Genomic DNA, 20009 nt, shown 5'->3' on the forward strand with positions numbered 1-20009 from the left:
GGGGCGAAGCGAAAGTGACTAACAGGGCATGAGTTTTGACAGAGGTCGCCGCGGCGGGCGCGGCAAGGATAAGCGCGACGGTTTCGGCGACGACAACTTTTACGGTGGCGGTGATCGCGGCGGCTTCGGCGGCGGTTTCGGCGGCGGCGATCGTTTCGGCGGTGGTGGTGGCGGCTTCGGCGGCGATCGTGGAGGTTTTGGCGGCGGCGGTGGTGACCGCGGTGGCTTTGGCGGCGGCGGCGGTGGCCGTGGCGGCTTTGGTGGCGGCGGCGGCGGTTTTGGCGGCGGCGGCGGCGGTGGTCGCGGCATGCCTGCCCAGGTTGTCGGCGAAGGCAAGGGCGTCGTTAAGTTCTTCAACGGACAGAAGGGCTTCGGCTTCATCGTTCGTGATGACGGCGGTGAAGACGTGTTCGTTCATATCAGCGCGGTCGAGCAGGCCGGCCTGACCGGCCTGGCCGAAGGCCAGCCGCTGGGCTTTACGCTGGTCGATCGTGGCGGCAAGGTGTCGGCGACCGATCTGGTGATCGACGGCGAACCGCTTCCGGTCACGGATCGTGCGCCGCGTGAACCGCGCGAGCCTCGCGCCGGTGGTTTCGGCGGCGATCGTGGCGGCTTCGGCGGTGCCGATCGTGGTCCGCAGCGCCAGCTGACCGGTGAACGCGCCAGCGGCACGGTGAAATTCTTCAACGCGATGAAGGGCTTCGGCTTCATTCAGCGCGATGACGGCCAGCCGGACGCCTTCGTGCACATCAGCGCCGTCGAGCGTGCGGGCATGTCCGCTCTAAACGAGGGCGACCGCCTCGACTTCGAACTGGAAGTCGATCGTCGCGGCAAATATGCGGCGGTGAATCTCCAGTCGAAGGCCGACTGACGCGCGATACATGAATCATCCCTGTTGCAGGGGAGAGGATAGAAAGGGGTCGTCCAGCTGGGCGGCCCTTTTTCTTTGCCCATCTCCCCGCGCCTCCATCGTGCGCCATGGACCATCAGGCCTCAGAGCATTCTGAAGTCGGCTGGACCAGCCGACGGCTCGCAATATGCTGTAATCAAACGATAAATAGAGCTGGGAACAATTCCATCTCATCGTTCATGGCTCGAAGGTCGTCAACGCGCCGCGCCAGCCGTGGCTGGATGGCAAATATCCCTGCTGGTCGATGGCGCGTGCCGGGCAAATGTGCCCGCCGGGCCGGAATGGTCCTTCAGCCCTGGTCCTGATAGGCCATCTGCAAGATGCCCCAATGGCGGCCACGGACATGGATGGACGCGATCACCTGCTTCAGCAGGACGATCTCCCCCTCCGCGGTGGGGCGGCGATAGGCCTTGATGCAGAAGGGCTGGGTGATCCTGCACTGTTCGCGTGTGTCCGCAAAGTCGAAGATCAGCCCCTGGCGTGAATGTTCGGCATTCCAGACATCGTCGCCAGGCCGCTGCGGATGCGACCGTTCCGGCATGGCGATGGCGCCATAGGCGTGACGATCAGTAAAGGTCATGCCGAACAGCCCCGGATAGGTGCGCGCCATTTCCTGCCGCGCGCGCGCGGCCGCCAGCATCGCCGGCTGGATCGGGTGACTATATTGAAGGGGGTTCGTGCCGGGGATCGGCGCATAATGGTCGCTGAAGGCCTCGGCCTCGCTGATTCGCCCTTCAGCAATGGCCTGCTCGATCGAGCGGGCCACGGCCTCGGCGGATTCCAGGGCGAAGCGGATATAGAGCGAGTCGGGAATGTCGACACCGCTTTCCGCCAGATATTGCAGCAGCAGGTTCGTGTCTTCGCTGGCGCTGGTGATGCGGCCGGACAGGCGTTGCAGGCCACCGGCATTGTCGCTCGACGTGCTCGCCAGTGCCGCAAGGCCGGAACGGATCTCGCCCGCCGATCCGACCATCGATCCGATACGCTGGGCCACGCCCTCGCTGTTGCTCGACAGATCGAGCATGAGCGCGGCCAGCCGTTCGACCAATGTCTCGATGTTGCGGGTGTCGGACTGGGCGGTGCGGGCGGTCTGGGCGCCGCGCATGATGCTGTCGAGCATGCCGCCGGCCTCGCTGGTCAGCGCCGCGATCGACTGTTCGATCGTCTGGGTCGCTGCACCGGTTTCCTGCGCCAGTTTCTTCACTTCGGCCGCGACCACGGCGAAGCCGCGCCCGGCGTCGCCTGCGCGTGCCGCCTCGATCGTGGCGTTGAGGGCAAGAAGGTTGGTCTGGCTGGCGATGCCGCTGATCACGCTGGTGACATGGGCAACGGTCTTGAGTGCCTCGCCAAAGCCGTCCAGCCGCGCGTGGATGCGACTTACCTGTTCGATCAGATCGACGAAATTGCTGTTTGCGGTCGACAATTGGCGGCCTGAATCGTCAATGATGGCGCGCGCGGCGACCGCCTTTTCCCGCGCATCCTGCCCGGCCAGCGAGACGCGCTCGCCATCCTGCGACAATTGCGCGGCGGCGACGCTGATCGCCTCGATCGTTTGCGCCTGATGCGTCACCCGCTCGGCGAGTTCGCTAATGTCTGCCTGAAGGTCGAGCGTGCGGATACCCAGGTCGCCGGACAATTTGGCGACCTTCATCACTGCGCGTGCGACGCTATCGGATTGCATGTCCCTCATCACGACATGCGAGGCTATCGAGCCGTGGTAAATTAAGCGTTAGCACTGCCACTCAGTCCGTCTCAGAGCGCGCCCGCCAGCGCCAGCATGACGCCCACCACCACCAACATCAATCCGATGATCTCGCTGCGCTGCATCCGCTCCCTGAGGTAGAAATGGCCGAACGCCATGGTGAAGGCGACCTCGATCTGGCCGACGATCCGCACCAGCGCGACCGGCGCGGTGGCAAAGCCGGTGAACCAGCAGGCGGACCCAAGCGCGGAGAGCAGTCCGACCTGCCCCGACACGCGCCAGCTGGCGAAGACCCGGCCGATCTCGCCCCGTTCGCGCAACATCATCCAGGCGCCCAATATCACTGTCTGGAGCAGCACGGTCACGCACAGCACGATCAGCGCGGCGAGGATGCGATCGTCGCCGCCGACCTCCTGCGTTGCGCGGCGGATGCCGATCGCGGTCAGGGCGAAGAAGAAGCCCGACGCGATGCCGGTGATGGCGGCAGGCTGTCCGAGGGCGCGGAGGAAATCGATCGGTCCCATCCGCCTGCCGCCGGTAGACAGCAGCATCACGCCGATGACGCCGCAGCCGATCCCGGCCCAGGTCAGCGGCGAGAGCGTCTCGCCCATCAGCAGGAACGACAGGACCGCGCCCTGCACCGCCTCGGTCTTGGAATAGGCCGTGCCGACGACGAAATTACGATGGCTGAAGGCCAGGATCAGCAGGTTGGTCGCGATGATCTGCGCAAGGCCGCCAGCGAGGCAGAAGAGCAGGAAATGCTGCTGTAGTGCCGGCCAGGGCATGGGCAAGGCCAGCCGATAGAGGCCGAGCATCAGCAGGGTGAAGGGGATGCCGTAAAGATAGCGGACCAGGCCCGCGCCATTCAGGGAGAGGCTATGGCTCACCCGGCGCTGGACGGCGGTGCGCCAGGCCTGGGTCGCGCCGGCCAGCAGGGTTGCCGGCAGCCAGAGGGGAGAGGTGATCATGCCCGCCGCTATACAGGGCGGACCCGACCCGTCACCCCATCATCGCCAGCAGCGTGAAGAAGAGCGAGAGCGAAACGCAGGCAAAGCCATAGAGGAGCGGCAGGCGCAACATCGTTCCGGTGCGCGACAGGGAGTATGCATCCTTGAACTGGCGATACATGTGCCAGGCGGCGAACAGCATCAGGCCCAGCGTGACGAGGCCGCTCGTGACATGCACCGCATTCAGCACCATCGACAGGCAGAAGAGCAGCGACATGAAGGCGATCGAATAGGTCACATAGATCGCATGGTCGTACATTTTGTAGCGGCGGCTGAAGGGAAAGAGCAGCCAGACGAACGGCAGCGAGATGAGGATAAGCGCCCAGGAGAATTTATAGGCGTTGGCCTTGAGCTTGTAATAGGCGAACTCCGGGTTTTCCGCTGCGGCGCTCACTGCCCTGCCTACCGTCTTGGCGATGCCGCCATTGACCCCTTCGCCCATCAGCGAATCGGTCAGGTCGCTGGCGAGCGTGAGGCCCTTGCGCTCTGCGCGCGCGTCGGTCAGTTTTTCGGCCAGCGCTTCGCGTCGACCGGCGGAAATGCCGGGCACGGCGAGATCTCCTTCGATCTTCTTGATGCGAGCGTCGGCCTTTTCCTGCTCCTTGCGCAGTTCAGCTTGCGCTTCGGCATTCATCTTCACGCCCTTGACCGCGTCATCCGGGCCATGATGGCTGGTCAGCGAAAAAATGGCGTAGAGAAGAAAGGCGGAGAAGAGGAACAGGGCGAAGGGCGACACGAACTTGGCGCGTTCGCCATGGATATAGCGCCGCGTCAGCTTGCCCGGCCGCAGCGCCAGTTCAGGGAGGGTGGTCCAGATCTTGCCCTCGAAATGGAGCACGCCATGGGCCAGGTCATGACCGATCGCCGCGAAGCTGCGGTGCAGATGCGCCGTCTGTCCGCATTGCGCGCAATAATTGCCGTTCAGCGCCGCGCCGCAGTTGAGGCAAGGGCCGTGGCCCGGTTCATGCGGCCCATGTCCTGCTTCGCCATGGCCCGGCTCCACCGCCCGTGCCAGCATCGCCCCGGTGACGGCGTCACCCGCTGCTTCGATTCCCCCAGTCATGGGGCGGGAGGATATCAGCGGTGTATGATCGACACCAGACGCTTCGCGCGAGGCGCTGTTCAGTCCGGCTTCGCCTCGATCCTGAGGCCCGTAAAGGACGCGAGAAAGGCATAGCTGTCGGCATATTCGTCGATCAGCTTGTCGATCGGCTTGCCCGTGCCATGGCCGGCGCGGCTTTCGATGCGGATCAGATGCGGCCGGTCGCCGATATTCGCTGCCTGGAGCGCGGCGGCATATTTGAAGCTGTGCGCCGGCACGACCCGGTCGTCGGTATCCGCCGTGGTGACGAGGATCGCCGGATAGTCCTTGCCCGACAAGATATTGTGATAGGGCGAATAGCCGTAGAGCAGCGGAAAATCCTCCGCCTTGTCCGGCGATCCATAGTCGTCGATCCAGTAGCGGCCGGCGGTGAAGCGGTCGAAGCGCAGCATGTCCATGACGCCCACGGCCGGTAGGGCGGCGGCGAACAGGTCGGGGCGCTGGTTCACCACCGCGCCCACCAGCAGGCCGCCATTGGACCGTCCCTCGATCGCCAGGCCGTTTTGCGGCGTATAGCCATTGGCCTTCAGCCATTCGCCCGCCGCGATGAAATCGTCGAAGACATTCTGCTTGTTGGCGCCGCGCCCCGCGTCGTGCCACGCCTTGCCATATTCGCCGCCGCCGCGCAGGTTCGCGATCGCATAGGCGCCACCCTGTTCCAGCCAGGCCATGCGCACCGCCGAATAGCCCGGCGTCAGCGAGATGTTGAAGCCGCCATAGCCATAGAGGATAGTCGGCGCGGCGATGGCGTGGTCGGCCAGCACCTTCTTGCGCAGGATGGTGATCGGAATCATCGTCCCGTCCTTCGACGGGTAGAGGCGCTGCTCTATCCCGAAATCGTCGGGATTGAAGGGCAGGTCGGGCTGGGCGAACGGCTGATATTGCTGGGTCGCCGTGTCGAAGCGATAGATGCTGGCCGGGGTGACGAAGCCGGAAAAGCTGAAGAAAGTCTCGGGATCGCCCTCGCGTCCGCCAAAGCCCGCCGCCGTGCCGAAGCCGGGCAAGGGCACGTCGCCGACCTTGCGCCCGTCCAGTTCGACCAGTTCGGCAACGGTCTGCGCGTCGCTCATATAGGCCAGGATCATGCGATTGCCGACCAGTGAGCCACCGGCCAGAGTCTCCTTCCGTTCCCGTACCAGTTCCCTGGCGGCTGCCCGGGGCCGGGTGGCGTCCAGCGTCACCACGCGCATATGGGCGGCGCGCTGATCGGTGATGAAATAGAGCGTGGCACCCTTGCTGCCGATCAGTCGCCAGTCATTGACCGGCCCCTTGACCAGCAGTCGCGGCTTGACCGGGCCACCGGAGAGTTCGGCGACGTGGATTTCCCGGCGGGGGTCGATGCCCTGGAAAGAGCTGATGATCAGCCAGCGCCCGTCCGCCGTTACCTGCGCCTGGTGGCTGAGGGTTGGACGGTCCGGACTCGCATAGATGAGTTGATCCTGGGCCTGCTCCGTACCGATGCGGTGGTAGAAGATTTGCTGGCCTTCATTGGCGGACCGGAAGGCTTCGCCCTCCTGCGGCGCGGCGAAGCGGGAATAGAAAAAGCCTTCGCCGCGGCCGTCCCAGGCTATCTGGGAGAATTTCACCCATTCGACGGCATCGTCCAATATCTTGCCGCTGTCGACGTCGAGCAGCTTGAGCGTGCGCCAGTCGCTGCCGGCGTCCTGCACCGCATAGGCCAGATATTTCCCGTCAGGCGAAGGCGCCCATTCGGCAAGGGCGCTGGCGCCGTCCTTCGCCCAATCATTGGGGTCGAGCAGGAGGCGCTGCCTGCCGTCCAGTCCTTCACGGACATAGAGTGGCGTCTGATTCTGCAAGCCCTTGTTGTAGCCGTAGAAATAACGACCGCCCGCCTTGCGCGGAATGGTGAAGCGGCCGTGGGAAAAGAGCGCCTGCATCCGCGTCTTCAACGCCTCGCGCCCCGGCAGGCCGTCGAGATAGCGACGGGTGAGGGCATTCTCCTCGGCCACCCAGTCGCGCACCGCCGGATCGGCGCGCAGGTCATTTTCGAGCCAGCGATAGGGGTCGGCGACCTTCACGCCGAAATGATCCTCGACCAGGTCGAGGCGGCGGGTGACGGGATAGCGCAACGCCTTGTCGCCGGCGTCGATCGCCGCGCCTTCGGCCCGTGCGACGGCCGGAGCGGCGGCCAGCAACAGCGGCAGCAGGATCAGGGCAGCGGCGCGCATCCTCTCTTCGTCACTCTTTTCCCAAAAAGAACAGGCCGCGATCCCTAGGGGATCGCGGCCTGTCGGTAAATGACTCAGTCCCGATTATCGGGACCGGTCAGATCACGCTTCTTCCAGCTCGTCGGCATCGGCGCCCTGGACCGGACCGGAGTCCTGACCCTTGGCGTCGACGTCGCGGTCGACCAGTTCGATGATCGCGATCGGCGACGCGTCCGAAGCGCGGTAGCCGGCCTTGATCACGCGGGTATAACCGCCGTTGCGGTCCTTGTAGCGCTCGGCGAGCACTTCGAACAGCTTGGCGAGCTGAACGTCGTCCTGCAGACGGGCCGAAGCCAGGCGACGGTTGGACAGGCCACCCTTCTTGGCGAGGGTGATCAGCTTTTCGACGTAAGGACGCAGTTCCTTGGCCTTGGCGGTGCCGGTCAGGATCTGCTCATGCTTGATGAGCGACGCTGCGAGGTTGCGCAGCAGCGAGTTGCGGTGACCGGTGCTGCGCTGCAGCTTGCGATGACCAACCTTGTGACGCATGATATCTTCCTTCGTTCGTTAAGGGGCCGTGTGAGGTACCCCAGACCTGGCGGTGTTAAGGGCCACCGCCTGTCAGCCCATAAGGAACCGGGCCGGAACATCCGTCCCGGCCCCGCACCTTTTAGCCCAGCAGCTCCTGTTCGAGCTTCTTGGCCATTTCCTCGATATTTTCCGGCGGCCAGCCGGGGATGTCCATGCCCAGGCGCAGACCCATGGACGACAGCACTTCCTTGATTTCGTTCAGTGACTTGCGGCCGAAATTCGGGGTGCGCAGCATCTCGGCTTCGGTCTTCTGGACCAGATCGCCGATATAGATGATGTTGTCGTTCTTGAGGCAGTTGGCCGAGCGGACCGACAATTCCAGTTCGTCCACCTTCTTGAGCAGATAGCGGTTGATCTGGTTGGCGTCGCTTTCGCCTTCCGAAGCGGCGGCGGCGGCATGGCCGGCGGCCGGCGCAGCGGCGGGCAGGGCGTCCTCGAAGTGGACGAACAGCTGGAGCTGGTCCTGCAGGATGCGGGCGGCATAGGCCACCGCGTCTTCCGGCGTGACGGTGCCGTCGGTATCGACGGTCAGCGACAGCTTGTCATAGTCCAGTTCCTGGCCGACGCGGGTATTGTCGACCTTGTAGGCGACCTGGCGCACCGGCGAGTAGAGGGCGTCGACCGGGATCAGGCCGATCGGCGCGTCGGCCGGACGGTTGGCGACGGCCGGGACATAACCCTTGCCGACATCGGCGGTCAGTTCCATGTTGAGCGTCGCGCCCTGGTCCAGGTGGCAGATCACCAGGTCCGGGTTCATCACTTCGATGTCGCCGACGACGCTGATGTCGCCCGCCTTCACCACGGCCGGGCCGGTGGCGGACAGCTGCAGCCGCTTGGGGCCTTCGCCTTCCATGCGGAGCGCGACCTGCTTGATGTTGAGGACGATGTCGGTCACGTCCTCGCGCACGCCGGCAAGCGACGAGAATTCATGCAGGACATTCTCGATCTTGATCGAGGTGACCGCCGCGCCCTGAAGCGAGGACAGAAGAACCCGGCGCAGCGCATTGCCGAGCGTCAGGCCGAAACCGCGCTCCAGCGGCTCGGCAACGAAGGTCGCCTTGCGCTTGCCGTCACCCGACGCCTTGATCTCAAGGCTGTTGGGCTTCTTCAATTCCTGCCAGTTCTTCATGTTGACAGTCATGTATTTCCCCTGGGGATGGGCCGGAACGCTTGTGAAATCCTGCACCCGACAGGACGTTCCGGCGATGCAAACGGGTAAACGGGCGACGCGTCCGCCGCCCGCATGTCATGCAGCGCTGCGTTTAGACGCGGCGGCGCTTGGAGGGACGCACGCCGTTGTGCGGGATCGGCGTCACGTCGCGGATCGAGGTGATGTGGAAGCCGACGGCCTGCAGCGCGCGCAGAGCCGATTCACGGCCCGAACCGGGGCCCTTCACTTCGACTTCGAGGGTGCGGACGCCATGTTCGGCGGCCTTGCGACCAGCGTCTTCGGCGCACACCTGAGCGGCGTACGGGGTCGACTTGCGGCTACCCTTGAAGCCCATCATGCCGGCCGAGGACCACGAGATCGCGTTGCCCTGGGCGTCGGTGATGGTCACCATGGTGTTGTTGAAGCTGGCGTTGACGTGCGCGACGCCGGCCGAGATGTTCTTGCGTTCGCGGCGCTTAATGCGCTGGGGTTCGCGTGCCATTATTAGCTCTTCCTACAAAATCTGGTTGCGCAGGAGGCGTCTCGCTTGGGGAGCGCTGCCTCCGGCGGAGTAATTCGTCCCCCGGGACGAATTACTTCTTCTTGCCGGCGATCGGCTTCGCCTTGCCCTTGCGGGTGCGCGCATTGGTGTGCGTGCGCTGACCGCGGACCGGCAGGCCCTTGCGGTGACGCAGGCCGCGATAGCAGGCCAGATCCATCAGGCGCTTGATGTTCATCGCGGTTTCGCGACGCAGATCGCCTTCGACGGTCAGGTCGGCGTCGATCGCTTCGCGGATCTGCAGGACTTCGGCGTCCGACAGGTCCTGAACGCGGCGGCTGTGGTCGATGCCCAGCTTGTCGGCGAGGTCGACGGCAGTCTTGCGACCGATGCCGTGGATGTAGGTGAGCGCGATGATCACGCGCTTGTTGGTCGGGATGTTGACACCCGCAATACGTGCCATGGTAATTTAATCTCCTGCTCCACAGGACGGCTTGCGCCACCCTATCTCAAAGCGTCCAGGCCGCCCTTCCCTGGCGAGGAAAAACGGCCGATTTCCTATTCCCCTAGACGCAAAAAAGACGGCTAGTGCATGAAGCACTGCCGCTCACCAGCGTGTTGGGGAGGAGCGCCTTTAGCGATTCGTCCCAAAATAGTCAACTCCTTGGCCGGCAGGATCGCGGTTTCATGCGGTCAGCCTTTTACCCGGATCTCGAACAGCTTGGGCCAGTTCTTGCCCGTGACGAACACCCGATCGGTGGCCGCGTCATAGGCGATACCGTTGGCGACGGCTTCGCTGTCCTTCACGCCAGCTTCCTTCAGTAAGGGCGCGATGTCGATCCAGTCGATCACGGCCCCGGTCGCCGGGTCGATGCGGGCGATTTTCGTGTCATACCAGATGTTCGCCCAGATTTCGCCGCGGACCCATTCCAGTTCGTTGAGGCGATCGACGGCGCGGCCGTTCCAGGCCACGGTGATGCGACGCGCTTCGATCAGAGTGTCGGGATCGAGGAAGCGCAATTGCGCGCTGCCGTCGCTCATGATGAGGCTGCGGCCATCCTGGGTCATGCCCCAGCCTTCGCCTTCGTAGCGAAAGTCGGACAGCGGCGCGAAATCGGCGAGGTTCCAGACGAAACCCTGACGATGGCGCCAGGTCAGGCTGATGAGGCGGTCCTTCCAGTTGACGATGCCCTCGCCGAAATAGGATCGGTCGAGAACGCGGCGCTGGAGGATCTTCCCGGTCTTGAGCGCGACCTTGCGGATGTCCGACTGCCCTTCCAGCCCGGTGCTCTCATAGAGTGCGCCATCGAGATAGAAGAGCCCTTCCGTGAAGGCCGTGGGGTCATGGGGATAGGTTTTGACCAGCTTCCACGGCGTGTCGGCCTGCGCCGGTGCGGCGAGGATGAAGGCGCTGACGAGCGCGAGCAGGACGCGCTTCATTCGGCGGCCTGACCTTCGACGGCGGATGCGAGCCAGGCGGGGAGGCTGGCGGGATCGAGCGTCTCGACGCGGCGCAGCTCGATCGACAGGCCAAGGTCGGGAAGGGCGGCGCGCTGACGCTTTTCGTCCGCCGCCCCAAGCGGCACGGCCACCAGCCGACGGTTCACCTTGTTGCGATAATGCATCCGCGCGGTATTTTCCTGCCCGACATAGCAGCCCTTGTCATAGTCGACGCCGCCCAGTTCCTCCGCATTGGTTTCCAGCCAGAGGATCTGGTCCTGCCCGAGTTCCTCCACGCCCTCGAAAATGCCGAGCGAGAGGCGATGGGCGCGGAAGGCGGCAGAGGCGTCGCCGTCGCCGGCCGGCGCCAGCCAACGAGCCCCAAGCGCTGGCAGGCGGGGGTCGAGCGGCTTGCCGGGGGCATCGGACGACCAGTGGACGGCGAGCGCGTCGTCTCGTGCGATCGTCACCTTGCGGCGCAAGCGATAGAGGGTGAGGCGCTTCGCCAGCATGTCGGCCTGGGTGGCTTCGCAATCTATCAGCACGTCGTCCCCATCCGCCCACAGAATGAAGTCGAACAGCGCCTTGCCCTGCGGCGTCAGCAACCCGGTCCAGCGTGGCCGATCGTCCGTCAGCTTCACCACATCGCAGGTCAGCAGGCCTTGAAGGAAGGGGCGGGCTTCTTCGCCCGAAATTCTGAGGATGGCGCGATCGCGCAAGGTGGTGCCGGTCATGGGCCTTAGGTAGGGCGGCGGCGCGACTTAGCCAAGCCCGTCCGCGCTCCCATCACAATCGGTGCGGGTATCCGCAGCGGGTCGGTTTACGCCGTCGCCACCCGGTTGCGCCGCGCTGTCGCGATGCCGTCGCTGGCGAAGAGGATTAGGCCGATCCAGATCAGGCCGAAGCTCGCCATTTGCCCGGCGCTCAGCTTCTCGCCGAACAGCAGCACGCCGCACAGGAATTGCAGCGTCGGCGCGAGATATTGCAGCAGGCCCAGCGTCGCCATCGGCAGGCGATGCGCCGCCATGGCGAACAGCACCAGCGGCACCGTCGTCACCGCGCCAGAGACTATGAGCAGCGCGGTCGTCGGCATGTCCTGGCCAAAGCCGATGCCGCCATGGCCAAATTCCCAGAAGAGATAGGCAATCGCCAGAGGGGTGAGCAGCAGCGTCTCGACCCCCAGCCCGGTCATCGGCGCAACAGGGGTCGTCTTGCGGAGCAGGCCATAGAAGGCGAAGCTGAACGCCAGCGCCAGGCTGATCCACAGCGTGGTCAGGGCGGATGCGGTGAGGATGACGACGCCGACCGACGCGACGCCGATCGCCAGCATCTGCGGCCGCCGCAACCTTTCCTTGAGCACCAGCACGCCCAGCGTGACATTGACCAGCGGATTGAGGAAATAGCCCAGGCTCGCCGCCAGGACATGACCGCCATTGACCGCCCAGACATAGGTCAGCCAGTTGATGCCGATCATCAGCGCGGAACCGGCCAGCGGCAGCACCAGCCGGCGAGTCCGCAAAGCGGCAAGGAAGGGCGGCAGGCCGCGCCGCAAGGCGAGCAGCCCCAGGATCAGCAGCAGCGACCAGAGGATGCGCTGGGTCACGATCTCCACCGGGTCGACATGGTGGAGCAGCCGGAAGAAGAGCGGCAGCAGCCCCCAAAGTCCATAGGCGCCGACTGCAGCCAGCAGGCCGCGCCGCATTTCGGTTTCCGCGTGGGTCAGATTATGCCTCCGCCCAGGAACAGGCGCAGCGCGCCGAAGGCCGCGACGATCAGGCAGAAATTCCGGCCGCCATTTTTCGAGGACAACATGCCCACGAACGCGCCGAACAGGGCGATCGGCACCAGCAGCCAGTTGAGTCCGCCCAGCAGCGGCAGGACCGCCGGGATCATCAGGATAAGGGTCACAAGGCCGATGAAGCCGGAAAGGATGTTGAGCATCGTCAACACATGGCCTTCAACCTGTCCCAGAGCAAGACAGCGGGACGATGCCAGTGTCAGGAAACTGGCCTTTCGTAAAAAAATCGGTCAATCCGGCCATGGCTCTAAAGACTAGGGCAAGGATTTTCCGTGCATTGCCGATGGCGAAGGAGTGAAGATATGGCGCTTATTCGGTCTGTCGGGATGTTGTCGCTGGCCCTGGCGCTCGCCGCCTGCGGCAAGGGCGACAAGGACGCCAATCTTGCGGCGCTTGACGCGCAGCTTACCAACAATGCCGCCGATCCGGCGCTCAAGGGCGCGCTGGCGGACCCGATCGTGGTCGACCCGCAGCTTGTAGGCCAGGCCAACCGCAATGCCGTGCGCCCGGCGGACAGGCCCGCCAATGGCGCAGTGCCGATGCTGAGTGGCGATGCCGGCAAGGCGCAGGCGACCGCAGTCCGCCAGGCCGGCGGCAAGCTGCTGTCCGCGCCCGCAGCGAGTCAGGGCGAGGCGATGGCGTCCACCGTGACGCTGGGCGCGGTCGCGCGGGAACAGGCAGCGCAGCGCGGCGGCAATGCCGGCTGCGCGAAGAAGCTGGACTATGGCACGGAATGGGCGCAGCGCCTGCCCGAACCCTTCGCCCTCTATCCCGGCGCGCAGCTGACCGAGGCGGCCGGCGCGGAAGCCGATGGCTGCACCCTGCGCGCTGCCAGCTTCGTGACGCCGGTGCCGCGCCAGGGCGTAATGGACTATTATTACACCGTCGCTCGGCGGGCAGGCTATGATGGCGAACACAAGATCATGGGCGGCGACCATGTGCTGGGCGGCACGCGCGGCTCCGACGGCAGCGCCTATTTCATCCTTTTCACCGACGCGCCCGGCGGCAAGACCAGCGTCGACATCATCGCGGACAATGGACGATAGGGCGCGGCCTTTACGGAATAAGCAGTTCCATCCCTGCCTTCACCCGGTCGAGCGCCAGATAGCTGTGGTAGCTCGCCACGGATTCATTCTCGGCGAACAGCCGGCGGGTGGTGGCTTCGTAGCTGCGCATGTCGGGCGCGACGATCAGCATGATGAAGCTGCGGCCACCGGTGACATAATAGCATTGCTGGACGTCGGGATCGTCGCGAAATAGCTTTTTCGCGCGGTCGACCGTCGCGGCCTTCTCATCGACCAGATTGACTTCCACGATCGATGTGATCCCCAGGCCGATCGCGTCGGGATCGACGATGGCGACATTGCGGGCGATTACGCCGCTCTTTTCCATCGCGGCGATACGACGCTGAACGGCAGCGGCGGAGAGGTGCACGGCTTCGGCAATGGCGCGCTGGGGCGTGCGGTTGTCGCGCTGGAGGATGCGCAGGATCGCCTTGTCGAACGAATCGAGCAGGCGAGGCGATGAACCATTATCCGTCATGCTGACGAGTAATTGTTGCATTGGGCCTGCCAATCAAGAGCGCATGTCCCGGTACGATGATGATATCACCCGTTTATCGGCAATAGGGTAGGCGGCACGCGTGGATAGGGGATCGAACGGCGCGACATATGCGGGCATCGCATTCGGCGCGGGCGCAGGCGCGCTCTGGGGGCTGGTGTTCCTGGCGCCCGAAGTCGTGCGCGGCTTCAGTCCGCTGGAGCAGGCGATCGGGCGCTATCTGGCCTATGGCGTGATGTCGGCGCTATTGGTCGCACCGCGCTGGCGCACGCTCCGGGCGCTGATGACGCCGCGCATCCTGTGGGCGCTCGCCTGGCTCGCGCTGGCCGGCAATCTCTTTTATTATGTGCTGCTGGCGAGCGCGGTGCAGATGGGCGGCATCGCCATGACATCGCTGGTGGTCGGCTTCCTGCCGGTGGCGGTGACGATCATCGGCAGTCGGCAGGCGGACGCCGTGCGGTTGCGCCAGCTGGCGCCGTCGCTGCTGCTTTGCATCGCGGGCGCTTTCTGCATCGGATGGCAGGCGATCGCGATGCCTGGCGCGGGGCCGGTCGCGACGCGCCTGATCGGCTTTGGCTGCGCGATCGGCGCGCTCGTCTCCTGGACCGCCTTTGCCATCGGCAACAATCACTGGTTGCGCCGGATGGGTGACATGCCCGCGCAGGACTGGAATTTCCTGATCGGCCTGGCGACGGGCGTGCAGGCCCTGCTGTTCCTGCCGGTCGTTTTCCTGCTGGGCGTCGGGCAGCATGACGCGGCGGGCTGGAGCAAGTTTGCGGGGGTGACGATCGGCATCGCCCTGCTGGCCTCGATCGTCGGCAATGCGCTGTGGAACCGGATGAGCCGGCTGCTGCCGCTGACCATGGTGGGGCAGATGATCCTGTTCGAAACGGGCTTTGCGCTGATCTACGGTTTCCTCTGGGAGCAGCGCATGCCGACCCTGCTGGAGGGCGCGGCGTTCGTGCTGGTGGTGTCGAGCGTCGTCACCTGCATCGCCGCGCATCGCCGGCCCGGTCCGGCGGAAGCAACCGTCGCGGCCTGATTGCGACCTTTCCCCTTTGGCGGTTTCGCTATAGGGCGGGTTTCATGACCAATATGTTTCTTGTGATGGGCGGCGGCGCGGTCGGCACGCTGGCGCGCTATCTGACCGGTCGGCTGGCGGGGCAATTGATGCCCGGCGCGGCCTGGCCCTGGGGTACTTTTGCCGTGAACCTGATCGGCGGTTTCGCCATGGGGCTGCTGGCCGGATGGCTCGCGCGCGGCAGCAGTGTGTCGGGTGAGCCGATCCGCCTGTTGCTGGGCGTGGGTGTGCTGGGCGGCTTCACGACCTTTTCCGCCTTCAGCCTGGAAACGATGCTGATGATCGAGCGCGGCCAGGCTGCGCTGGCCATGGGCTATGCGGTGGCGTCGGTGATCGGCGCGGTCGGCGCGCTGGCGCTGGGCCTGACCGTCATGCGGAGTGCCGCGGCATGAAGGGGCGTCCTCCGGGCAAGAGCGGCGCCGGTTCGTCCGGCAATGGCGCACGCGGCGCCGGCCCGCGTAGCGGCAAGCCTGCGGGCGGGCGGCCTTCGGATCGCAAGGCGGCCGATCGCAAACCCGGCGATCGCAAGCCTGACGGTGCATATGGGCGCGGCAAGCCGTCCGGTCCGCGCAAGAGTGACGGCGGCAAGCCGGCCTTCAAGCCCAGAACGCCGGCTGCGACCAAATCGGCGGCTGCTGCGGCGAAGCCTGCCCCGGCCAAGGCCGCCCCTGCCAAGGCGAACCCCGCCAAGGGCGTGTCGCTGGACGTGCGCCAGTTCCGGGTGAAGGCGGACGATGACGGCATCCGCCTCGACCGCTGGTTCCAGCGGCATCTGCCCGATGTCGGCTTCAATCTGGTGTCGCGCTGGTCGCGGACCGGGCAGTTGCGCGTCGATGGCGCGCGCGCCGCGCCGGGCGATCGGATCACCGAAGGCCAGATGATCCGCGTGCCGCCCGCCGAAGCGAAGCCCGAAGCGGCGGAGAAACCCAAGCGCGTCCGCGTGATCGACCTAACCCCGGACGAGATCGCCTATGCGCAGGACATGGTGATCCACAGGGACGATCAGGCGATCGTCATCAACAAGCCGCCGGGCCTCGCGACGCAGGGCGGGACCAAGACCGACGAGCATGTCGACAAGCTGCTCGACGGCCTGCTGTTCGACGCGGAATCGCGGCCCAAGCTGGTCCACCGGCTGGACAAGGACACGTCGGGCGCACTGCTGCTCGCGCGCACCAGCCGCTCCGCCGCCCATTTCGCCAAGGCCTTTTCCAGCCGCACGGCGCGCAAAGTCTATTGGGCGCTGGTGATGGGCGTGCCCTCTATCAACGACGGCATGATTGAACTACCGCTCGCCAAGCAGCCGGGCACCGGTGGCGAAAAAATGCATGTGGACGAGGAAGAGGGCCTGCCCGCCCGCTCGCGCTATCGCGTGATCGAGCGCGCCGGCAATCGCGCCGCCTGGGTCGAGCTGCAACCCCATACCGGGCGCACTCACCAGCTGCGCGTGCATATGGCCGCGATCGGCCATCCCATCGTTGGCGACGGCAAATATGGCGGCAAGGAAGCGTTCCTGAGCGGCACGATCAGCCGCAAGATGCACCTGCACGCCCGCCGCATCCGGGTCGACCATCCAGATGGTGGCCGGGTCGACGTGACGGCGGAGCTTCCGACGCACTTTGCCAACAGCCTGCACGAACTGGGCTTCGACCTCAGCCTCGGCGACCTGCCGCTGGACGATGAGATCGACCGGACCCCGACCCGTGAGGACGAGAAGAAGTTCGCGCGCCAACATGCCAAGCAGATCCGCAAGGGCCGCAAGGGCGAGCGCCGGTCGCGCGGATCGCGCTGAGGGAGCAGGGGTGCATCCCGATCCCAAGTTCCGCTGGCGGGATGAGGATGAGCTGCGCGCCTTCGTGGGCGCGCAGCGGTTCGGGATGCTCTTCGCGCAGACGCCGGACGGCCCGGCGGTGGCGCATGTGCCGGTCATCTGGCTCGACGAGACGCGGATCGGCTTTCACCTGTCGCGCGGCAACCGGCTGGCCCCCCATATCGACGGCGCGCGGCGTTGTTCGTGGCGAACGGGCCGCACGGCTATGTCAGCCCGGACTGGTATGGGCTGGAGGACCAGGTGCCGACCTGGAACTATGTCGCCGCCGAATTGGAGGGCGATGTGCGTGCGCTTCCGGCCGAAGCGCTGCCCGACCTGATCGACGCCCTGTCGTTCGATAGCGAGACGCGGCTCGCGCCAAAACCGGTCTGGACCCGGAACAAAATGACGCCCGGCCTGTTCGACCGGATGGCGGGGGCAATCATCGGCTATCAGATGACCGTCACGGACTGGCGCGGCACATGCAAACTGGGCCAGAACAAGGTGCCGGCCGCGCGTGCGGCGGCGGCGGACGGAATGGCGGCGGCGGGCGATACCGCCATTGCCGCGCTGATGAAGGGGACGTTGGACGACGCATGAGCAATCGCCCATGAACAAGCTGGTTGTTTTCGACTGTGATGGCACGCTGGTGGACAGTCAGCACAGTATCTGTACCGCCATGGTGCGCGCTTTCGAGGAGGCGAAGCTGACCCCGCCTGAACGGCTGGCGACGCTGGCGGTGGTGGGATTGTCGCTCCCGGTGGCGATGGCGCGGCTGTTGCCGGATGCGGAAAGCGACTTTCACGATCATCTGGCCGAACGCTACAAGCTGGCCTTCCACGCGCTGCGGCGCGAAAATGCGGTGTCGGAACCGCTTTATCCCGGCATTGCCGAACTGGTGGAGGATCTGGACGATGCCGGTTGGCTGCTGGGCGTGGCGACTGGCAAGTCCGATCGCGGCCTCCATCTCTGCCTGACCCATCATGGCCTGTTCGATCGGTTCGTGACGCTGCAGACCGCCGACCGGCACCCGTCCAAGCCGCATCCCTCCATGCTCCAGACCGCCATGGCCGAAGCTGGCGCAGCCCCGGAAACCACGGTGATGATCGGCGACACCAGCTTCGACATCGACATGGGCCTGGCGGCCGGCGCGCGGACGATCGGCGTCGGCTGGGGCTATCATGCGCCCGGTGATCTGGTGACGGCAGGCGCCCATGCAGTAGCGATGGACAGCAGGGAGTTGCGCGGCCATATCGGCGCGCCATGACCGACATAATTCCGCCGCCCCCGCCAGCCGACCCGGACAAGGTCGCGCGCCAGCGTCATTTCGCCATCGGCCTGTTCCGCCTGTCCGGCGCCTTCATCGTCATGTTCGGTTTCCTTGCCATCATGCAGCGCTTTTCCTGGGTTCAGGGCGACAGGGCCAAGGCGTTCGGCGCCATCATGGTCGTCACCGGACTCGTTCAGTTCATCGTCGTCCCGCGCCTGCTGCTGGCGCTGTTCCGCCAGAGGCCTCCGCAATGAAGCGTTTCTACAAGGATGTGGCCGTGGTCGCGGCCGAAGAGGGATTGTCGATCCAGCTCGACGGCCGTCCGGTCCGCACGCCCGCCCGCGCGCTGCTGGCGCTGCCCACGCCTGCTCTTGCGGAAGCAATCGCGGCCGAATGGCGCGCGCAGGGGGAGGCGGTCGATCCGGCCTCCATGCCGATCACCGGTCTCGCCAATGCCGCGATCGATCATGTTGCGACCAACAAGGCGGACTTCGCCGCCGGGGTGGTCCGTTATGCGCAGAGCGACCTGCTCTGCTATCGCGCCGATGGTCCCGATACGCTGGTCGCGCGGCAGGCGGCGGCCTGGGATCCGCTGCTCGACTGGGCGCGGGCACGCTACGACGTGACCTTCGTGGTGACGCAGGGAATCATCCCGGTGCCGCAGCCGGACGAGACGCTGGCCCGGCTCGGTGCGGCGGTAACGACGCTCGATCCCTTCACCCTTACCGGCCTGGCGACCCTGGTGACGATCAGCGGCTCGCTGGTCTGCGGGCTTGCGCTGGTCGAGGGTGGCCACGACATCGATGCGATCTGGCAGGCGGCGGAGATCGACGAGGCCTGGCAGGTCGAGCAATGGGGCGAGGATGCCGAGGCATCGGCGCGCGCCGCGCACCGCCGCGTTGATTTTTCCATGGCCGGAGCCTTTTGCGCGATGAACCGAAACTGAAAGAGTCGGAACCGGGCTATTCCTTCGTTCATTGAAGGGGTTGGGCCGCGCGACATCTGCGTTGGAACGATCCAACGCCATCGATCAAGGAGACCCTGACATTGGCTCGATTTGCCAAGTTTGTTCTGATGACCGTTTCGGCGCCGCTGGCGCTTGCTGCGCCGGCGCTGGCGCAGCAGGCCCCCGCACCCCAGAGCGCCCCGGTCGACGCTGCGCCGACCGAGCCTGCAGCTTCGGCGGCGCCTGTCGTCAGGGACCTGACGCCGGACGAAATCGCCGCCTTCAATCAGGCCGTGACCGACTTCACCGCCGGGCAGAGCGCACAGCAGACCGGCGACAATGCCGCCGCGGTCGCCAAATATGACGCGGCCATGCCCGCCATCCGCACGGCGGTGGCAGCCGATCCGACCAAGATCGACAATGTGAATTTCCTCGCCAACGCGCTGTATGCCGACGCTGCCGCCTATGGCGCGCTGGGCCAGATGGACAAGCTGATCGCGCTCTACGACGAATCGCTGCCGCACTGGCGCACGCTGGTGGAAGCCAAGCCGACCGATGCGGCCAGCCGCAACATCCTGGCTGGCATCCTCATCCAGGTCGGCAACGAAAAGCTGGCGGCGAGCGATACCGACGGCGCCGATCCCTATTATCAGGAGGCGCTGCCGCTGGCGCGCAAGTCCGTATCGGAACAGCCTGCCGACGCCGCGGCCAAGAATATCCTTCTATCCGCCCTTATCGGGGCCAGCCAGACCTCGATGGAGGAAGGGCTGCGCGACGAAGTCATCGGCATGGGCAAGGCGATGACCGCCGACGGATCGATCGACGCTGCGAACAAGCCCTCGATCGCGGCGATTACCGGGGCAAATGCGGGCTAAACCAACAAGCGCGAGATAAGGAAACGGGGCCGAAGCGATGCTTCAGCCCTGTTTCATTGGGGGAAGGGCGCCCGGACCGGCACGCTTCGATCCGATCCGATCC

The 20009-nt window shown here is 65.4% G+C and carries 22 protein-coding genes and 1 pseudogene; 10 read left to right on the forward strand and 13 right to left on the reverse strand.

Annotated features, from left to right (window positions below; translation table 11 throughout):
• Nucleotides 1-28: 28 nt before the first annotated feature.
• On the forward strand, nucleotides 29-871 hold the full coding sequence (locus DM806_RS27605; RefSeq protein WP_179043930.1) for a cold-shock protein: 843 nt from the start codon (nucleotides 29-31) through the stop codon (nucleotides 869-871).
• A gap of 328 nt (nucleotides 872-1199) precedes the next feature.
• Here DM806_RS27605 and DM806_RS14680 read toward each other — a convergent pair whose 3' ends face one another.
• The 12 genes from DM806_RS14680 to DM806_RS14735 form a co-directional block, all read right to left on the reverse strand.
• Entirely contained in the window at nucleotides 1200-2561 is a 1362-nt protein-coding gene (locus DM806_RS14680) for a methyl-accepting chemotaxis protein (RefSeq protein WP_179044189.1), read from the reverse strand.
• 101 nt (nucleotides 2562-2662) lie between these two features.
• A complete protein-coding gene (locus DM806_RS14685; RefSeq protein ID WP_179043931.1) occupies nucleotides 2663-3580 on the reverse strand; it encodes a DMT family transporter in 918 nt (305 codons plus the stop codon).
• A gap of 31 nt (nucleotides 3581-3611) precedes the next feature.
• Nucleotides 3612-4682, reverse strand: a complete 1071-nt coding sequence (locus DM806_RS14690; protein ID WP_179043932.1) for a DUF3667 domain-containing protein — start codon at nucleotides 4680-4682, stop codon at nucleotides 3612-3614.
• A gap of 59 nt (nucleotides 4683-4741) precedes the next feature.
• On the reverse strand, nucleotides 4742-6910 hold the full coding sequence (locus tag DM806_RS14695) for a prolyl oligopeptidase family serine peptidase (RefSeq protein ID WP_179043933.1): 2169 nt from the start codon (nucleotides 6908-6910) through the stop codon (nucleotides 4742-4744).
• A gap of 102 nt (nucleotides 6911-7012) precedes the next feature.
• The gene (gene rplQ, locus DM806_RS14700; RefSeq protein ID WP_179043934.1) at nucleotides 7013-7438 is read right to left on the reverse strand and encodes a 50S ribosomal protein L17; all 426 of its coding nucleotides are present in this window, start codon (nucleotides 7436-7438) and stop codon (nucleotides 7013-7015) included.
• Nucleotides 7439-7559: 121 nt separating this feature from the next.
• Nucleotides 7560-8621 (reverse strand): DNA-directed RNA polymerase subunit alpha, encoded by a 1062-nt coding sequence (locus DM806_RS14705; RefSeq protein ID WP_179043935.1) that lies wholly within the window; start codon nucleotides 8619-8621, stop codon nucleotides 7560-7562.
• Between the two features lie 121 nt (nucleotides 8622-8742).
• Nucleotides 8743-9132, reverse strand: a complete 390-nt coding sequence (gene rpsK / locus DM806_RS14710) for a 30S ribosomal protein S11 (RefSeq protein WP_004208752.1) — start codon at nucleotides 9130-9132, stop codon at nucleotides 8743-8745.
• 91 nt (nucleotides 9133-9223) lie between these two features.
• Nucleotides 9224-9592, reverse strand: coding sequence for a 30S ribosomal protein S13 (gene rpsM / locus DM806_RS14715; protein ID WP_007707977.1), 369 nt, complete (start codon nucleotides 9590-9592; stop codon nucleotides 9224-9226).
• Nucleotides 9593-9822: 230 nt separating this feature from the next.
• Nucleotides 9823-10569, reverse strand: a complete 747-nt coding sequence (locus DM806_RS14720; RefSeq protein ID WP_179043936.1) for a glutaminyl-peptide cyclotransferase — start codon at nucleotides 10567-10569, stop codon at nucleotides 9823-9825.
• Nucleotides 10566-11303 carry a CAF17-like 4Fe-4S cluster assembly/insertion protein YgfZ gene (gene ygfZ / locus DM806_RS14725; protein WP_179043937.1) on the reverse strand — a complete coding sequence of 246 codons (738 nt, stop codon included), beginning with the start codon at nucleotides 11301-11303 and terminating at the stop codon, nucleotides 10566-10568. The genes DM806_RS14720 and ygfZ overlap by 4 nt, the downstream gene beginning before the upstream one ends.
• Before the next feature lie 86 nt (nucleotides 11304-11389).
• Nucleotides 11390-12271: an EamA family transporter RarD gene (gene rarD / locus DM806_RS14730; protein WP_179043938.1), complete on the reverse strand. Its 882-nt coding sequence runs from the start codon at nucleotides 12269-12271 to the stop codon at nucleotides 11390-11392.
• A 17-nt stretch (nucleotides 12272-12288) separates the two neighbouring features.
• Complete coding sequence (locus DM806_RS14735; RefSeq protein WP_179044190.1) at nucleotides 12289-12510, reverse strand: hypothetical protein; 222 nt, start codon at nucleotides 12508-12510, stop codon at nucleotides 12289-12291.
• A 159-nt stretch (nucleotides 12511-12669) separates the two neighbouring features.
• Here DM806_RS14735 and DM806_RS14740 point away from each other — a divergent pair, with 159 nt between their 5' ends.
• A complete protein-coding gene (locus tag DM806_RS14740) occupies nucleotides 12670-13413 on the forward strand; it encodes a hypothetical protein (RefSeq protein WP_179043939.1) in 744 nt (247 codons plus the stop codon).
• A 10-nt stretch (nucleotides 13414-13423) separates the two neighbouring features.
• Here the strand turns inward: DM806_RS14740 and DM806_RS14745 are convergent, their stop codons facing one another.
• Nucleotides 13424-13930 carry an Lrp/AsnC family transcriptional regulator gene (locus DM806_RS14745; RefSeq protein WP_256869327.1) on the reverse strand — a complete coding sequence of 169 codons (507 nt, stop codon included), beginning with the start codon at nucleotides 13928-13930 and terminating at the stop codon, nucleotides 13424-13426.
• A 79-nt stretch (nucleotides 13931-14009) separates the two neighbouring features.
• Between DM806_RS14745 and DM806_RS14750 the strand changes: the two genes are divergently transcribed.
• The 8 genes and pseudogenes from DM806_RS14750 to DM806_RS14785 all read left to right on the forward strand — a co-directional run bounded on the left by DM806_RS14750 (nucleotide 14010) and on the right by DM806_RS14785 (nucleotide 19906).
• The gene (locus DM806_RS14750; protein ID WP_179043940.1) at nucleotides 14010-14969 is read left to right on the forward strand and encodes a DMT family transporter; all 960 of its coding nucleotides are present in this window, start codon (nucleotides 14010-14012) and stop codon (nucleotides 14967-14969) included.
• Nucleotides 14970-15013: 44 nt separating this feature from the next.
• Complete coding sequence (crcB, locus tag DM806_RS14755; RefSeq protein WP_179043941.1) at nucleotides 15014-15400, forward strand: fluoride efflux transporter CrcB; 387 nt, start codon at nucleotides 15014-15016, stop codon at nucleotides 15398-15400.
• A complete protein-coding gene (locus tag DM806_RS14760; RefSeq protein WP_179043942.1) occupies nucleotides 15397-16797 on the forward strand; it encodes an RluA family pseudouridine synthase in 1401 nt (466 codons plus the stop codon). Before crcB ends, DM806_RS14760 begins: the two co-directional genes overlap by 4 nt.
• A pseudogene (locus DM806_RS14765) lies at nucleotides 16739-17415 on the forward strand (FMN-binding negative transcriptional regulator). The gene DM806_RS14760 and the pseudogene DM806_RS14765 overlap by 59 nt, the downstream one beginning before the upstream one ends.
• Nucleotides 17416-17425: 10 nt before the next feature.
• A complete protein-coding gene (locus DM806_RS14770) occupies nucleotides 17426-18082 on the forward strand; it encodes an HAD-IA family hydrolase (RefSeq protein ID WP_179043943.1) in 657 nt (218 codons plus the stop codon).
• The gene (locus tag DM806_RS14775; protein ID WP_179043944.1) at nucleotides 18079-18339 is read left to right on the forward strand and encodes a hypothetical protein; all 261 of its coding nucleotides are present in this window, start codon (nucleotides 18079-18081) and stop codon (nucleotides 18337-18339) included. Before DM806_RS14770 ends, DM806_RS14775 begins: the two co-directional genes overlap by 4 nt.
• Nucleotides 18336-19031, forward strand: coding sequence for an ATP12 family chaperone protein (locus DM806_RS14780; RefSeq protein WP_179043945.1), 696 nt, complete (start codon nucleotides 18336-18338; stop codon nucleotides 19029-19031). The genes DM806_RS14775 and DM806_RS14780 overlap by 4 nt, the downstream gene beginning before the upstream one ends.
• 128 nt (nucleotides 19032-19159) lie before the next feature.
• The gene (locus DM806_RS14785; RefSeq protein ID WP_179044192.1) at nucleotides 19160-19906 is read left to right on the forward strand and encodes a hypothetical protein; all 747 of its coding nucleotides are present in this window, start codon (nucleotides 19160-19162) and stop codon (nucleotides 19904-19906) included.
• Nucleotides 19907-20009 lie beyond the last annotated feature (103 nt).

Source organism: Sphingobium lactosutens (assembly GCF_013393185.1).
Lineage (GTDB): Bacteria > Pseudomonadota > Alphaproteobacteria > Sphingomonadales > Sphingomonadaceae > Sphingobium > Sphingobium lactosutens_A.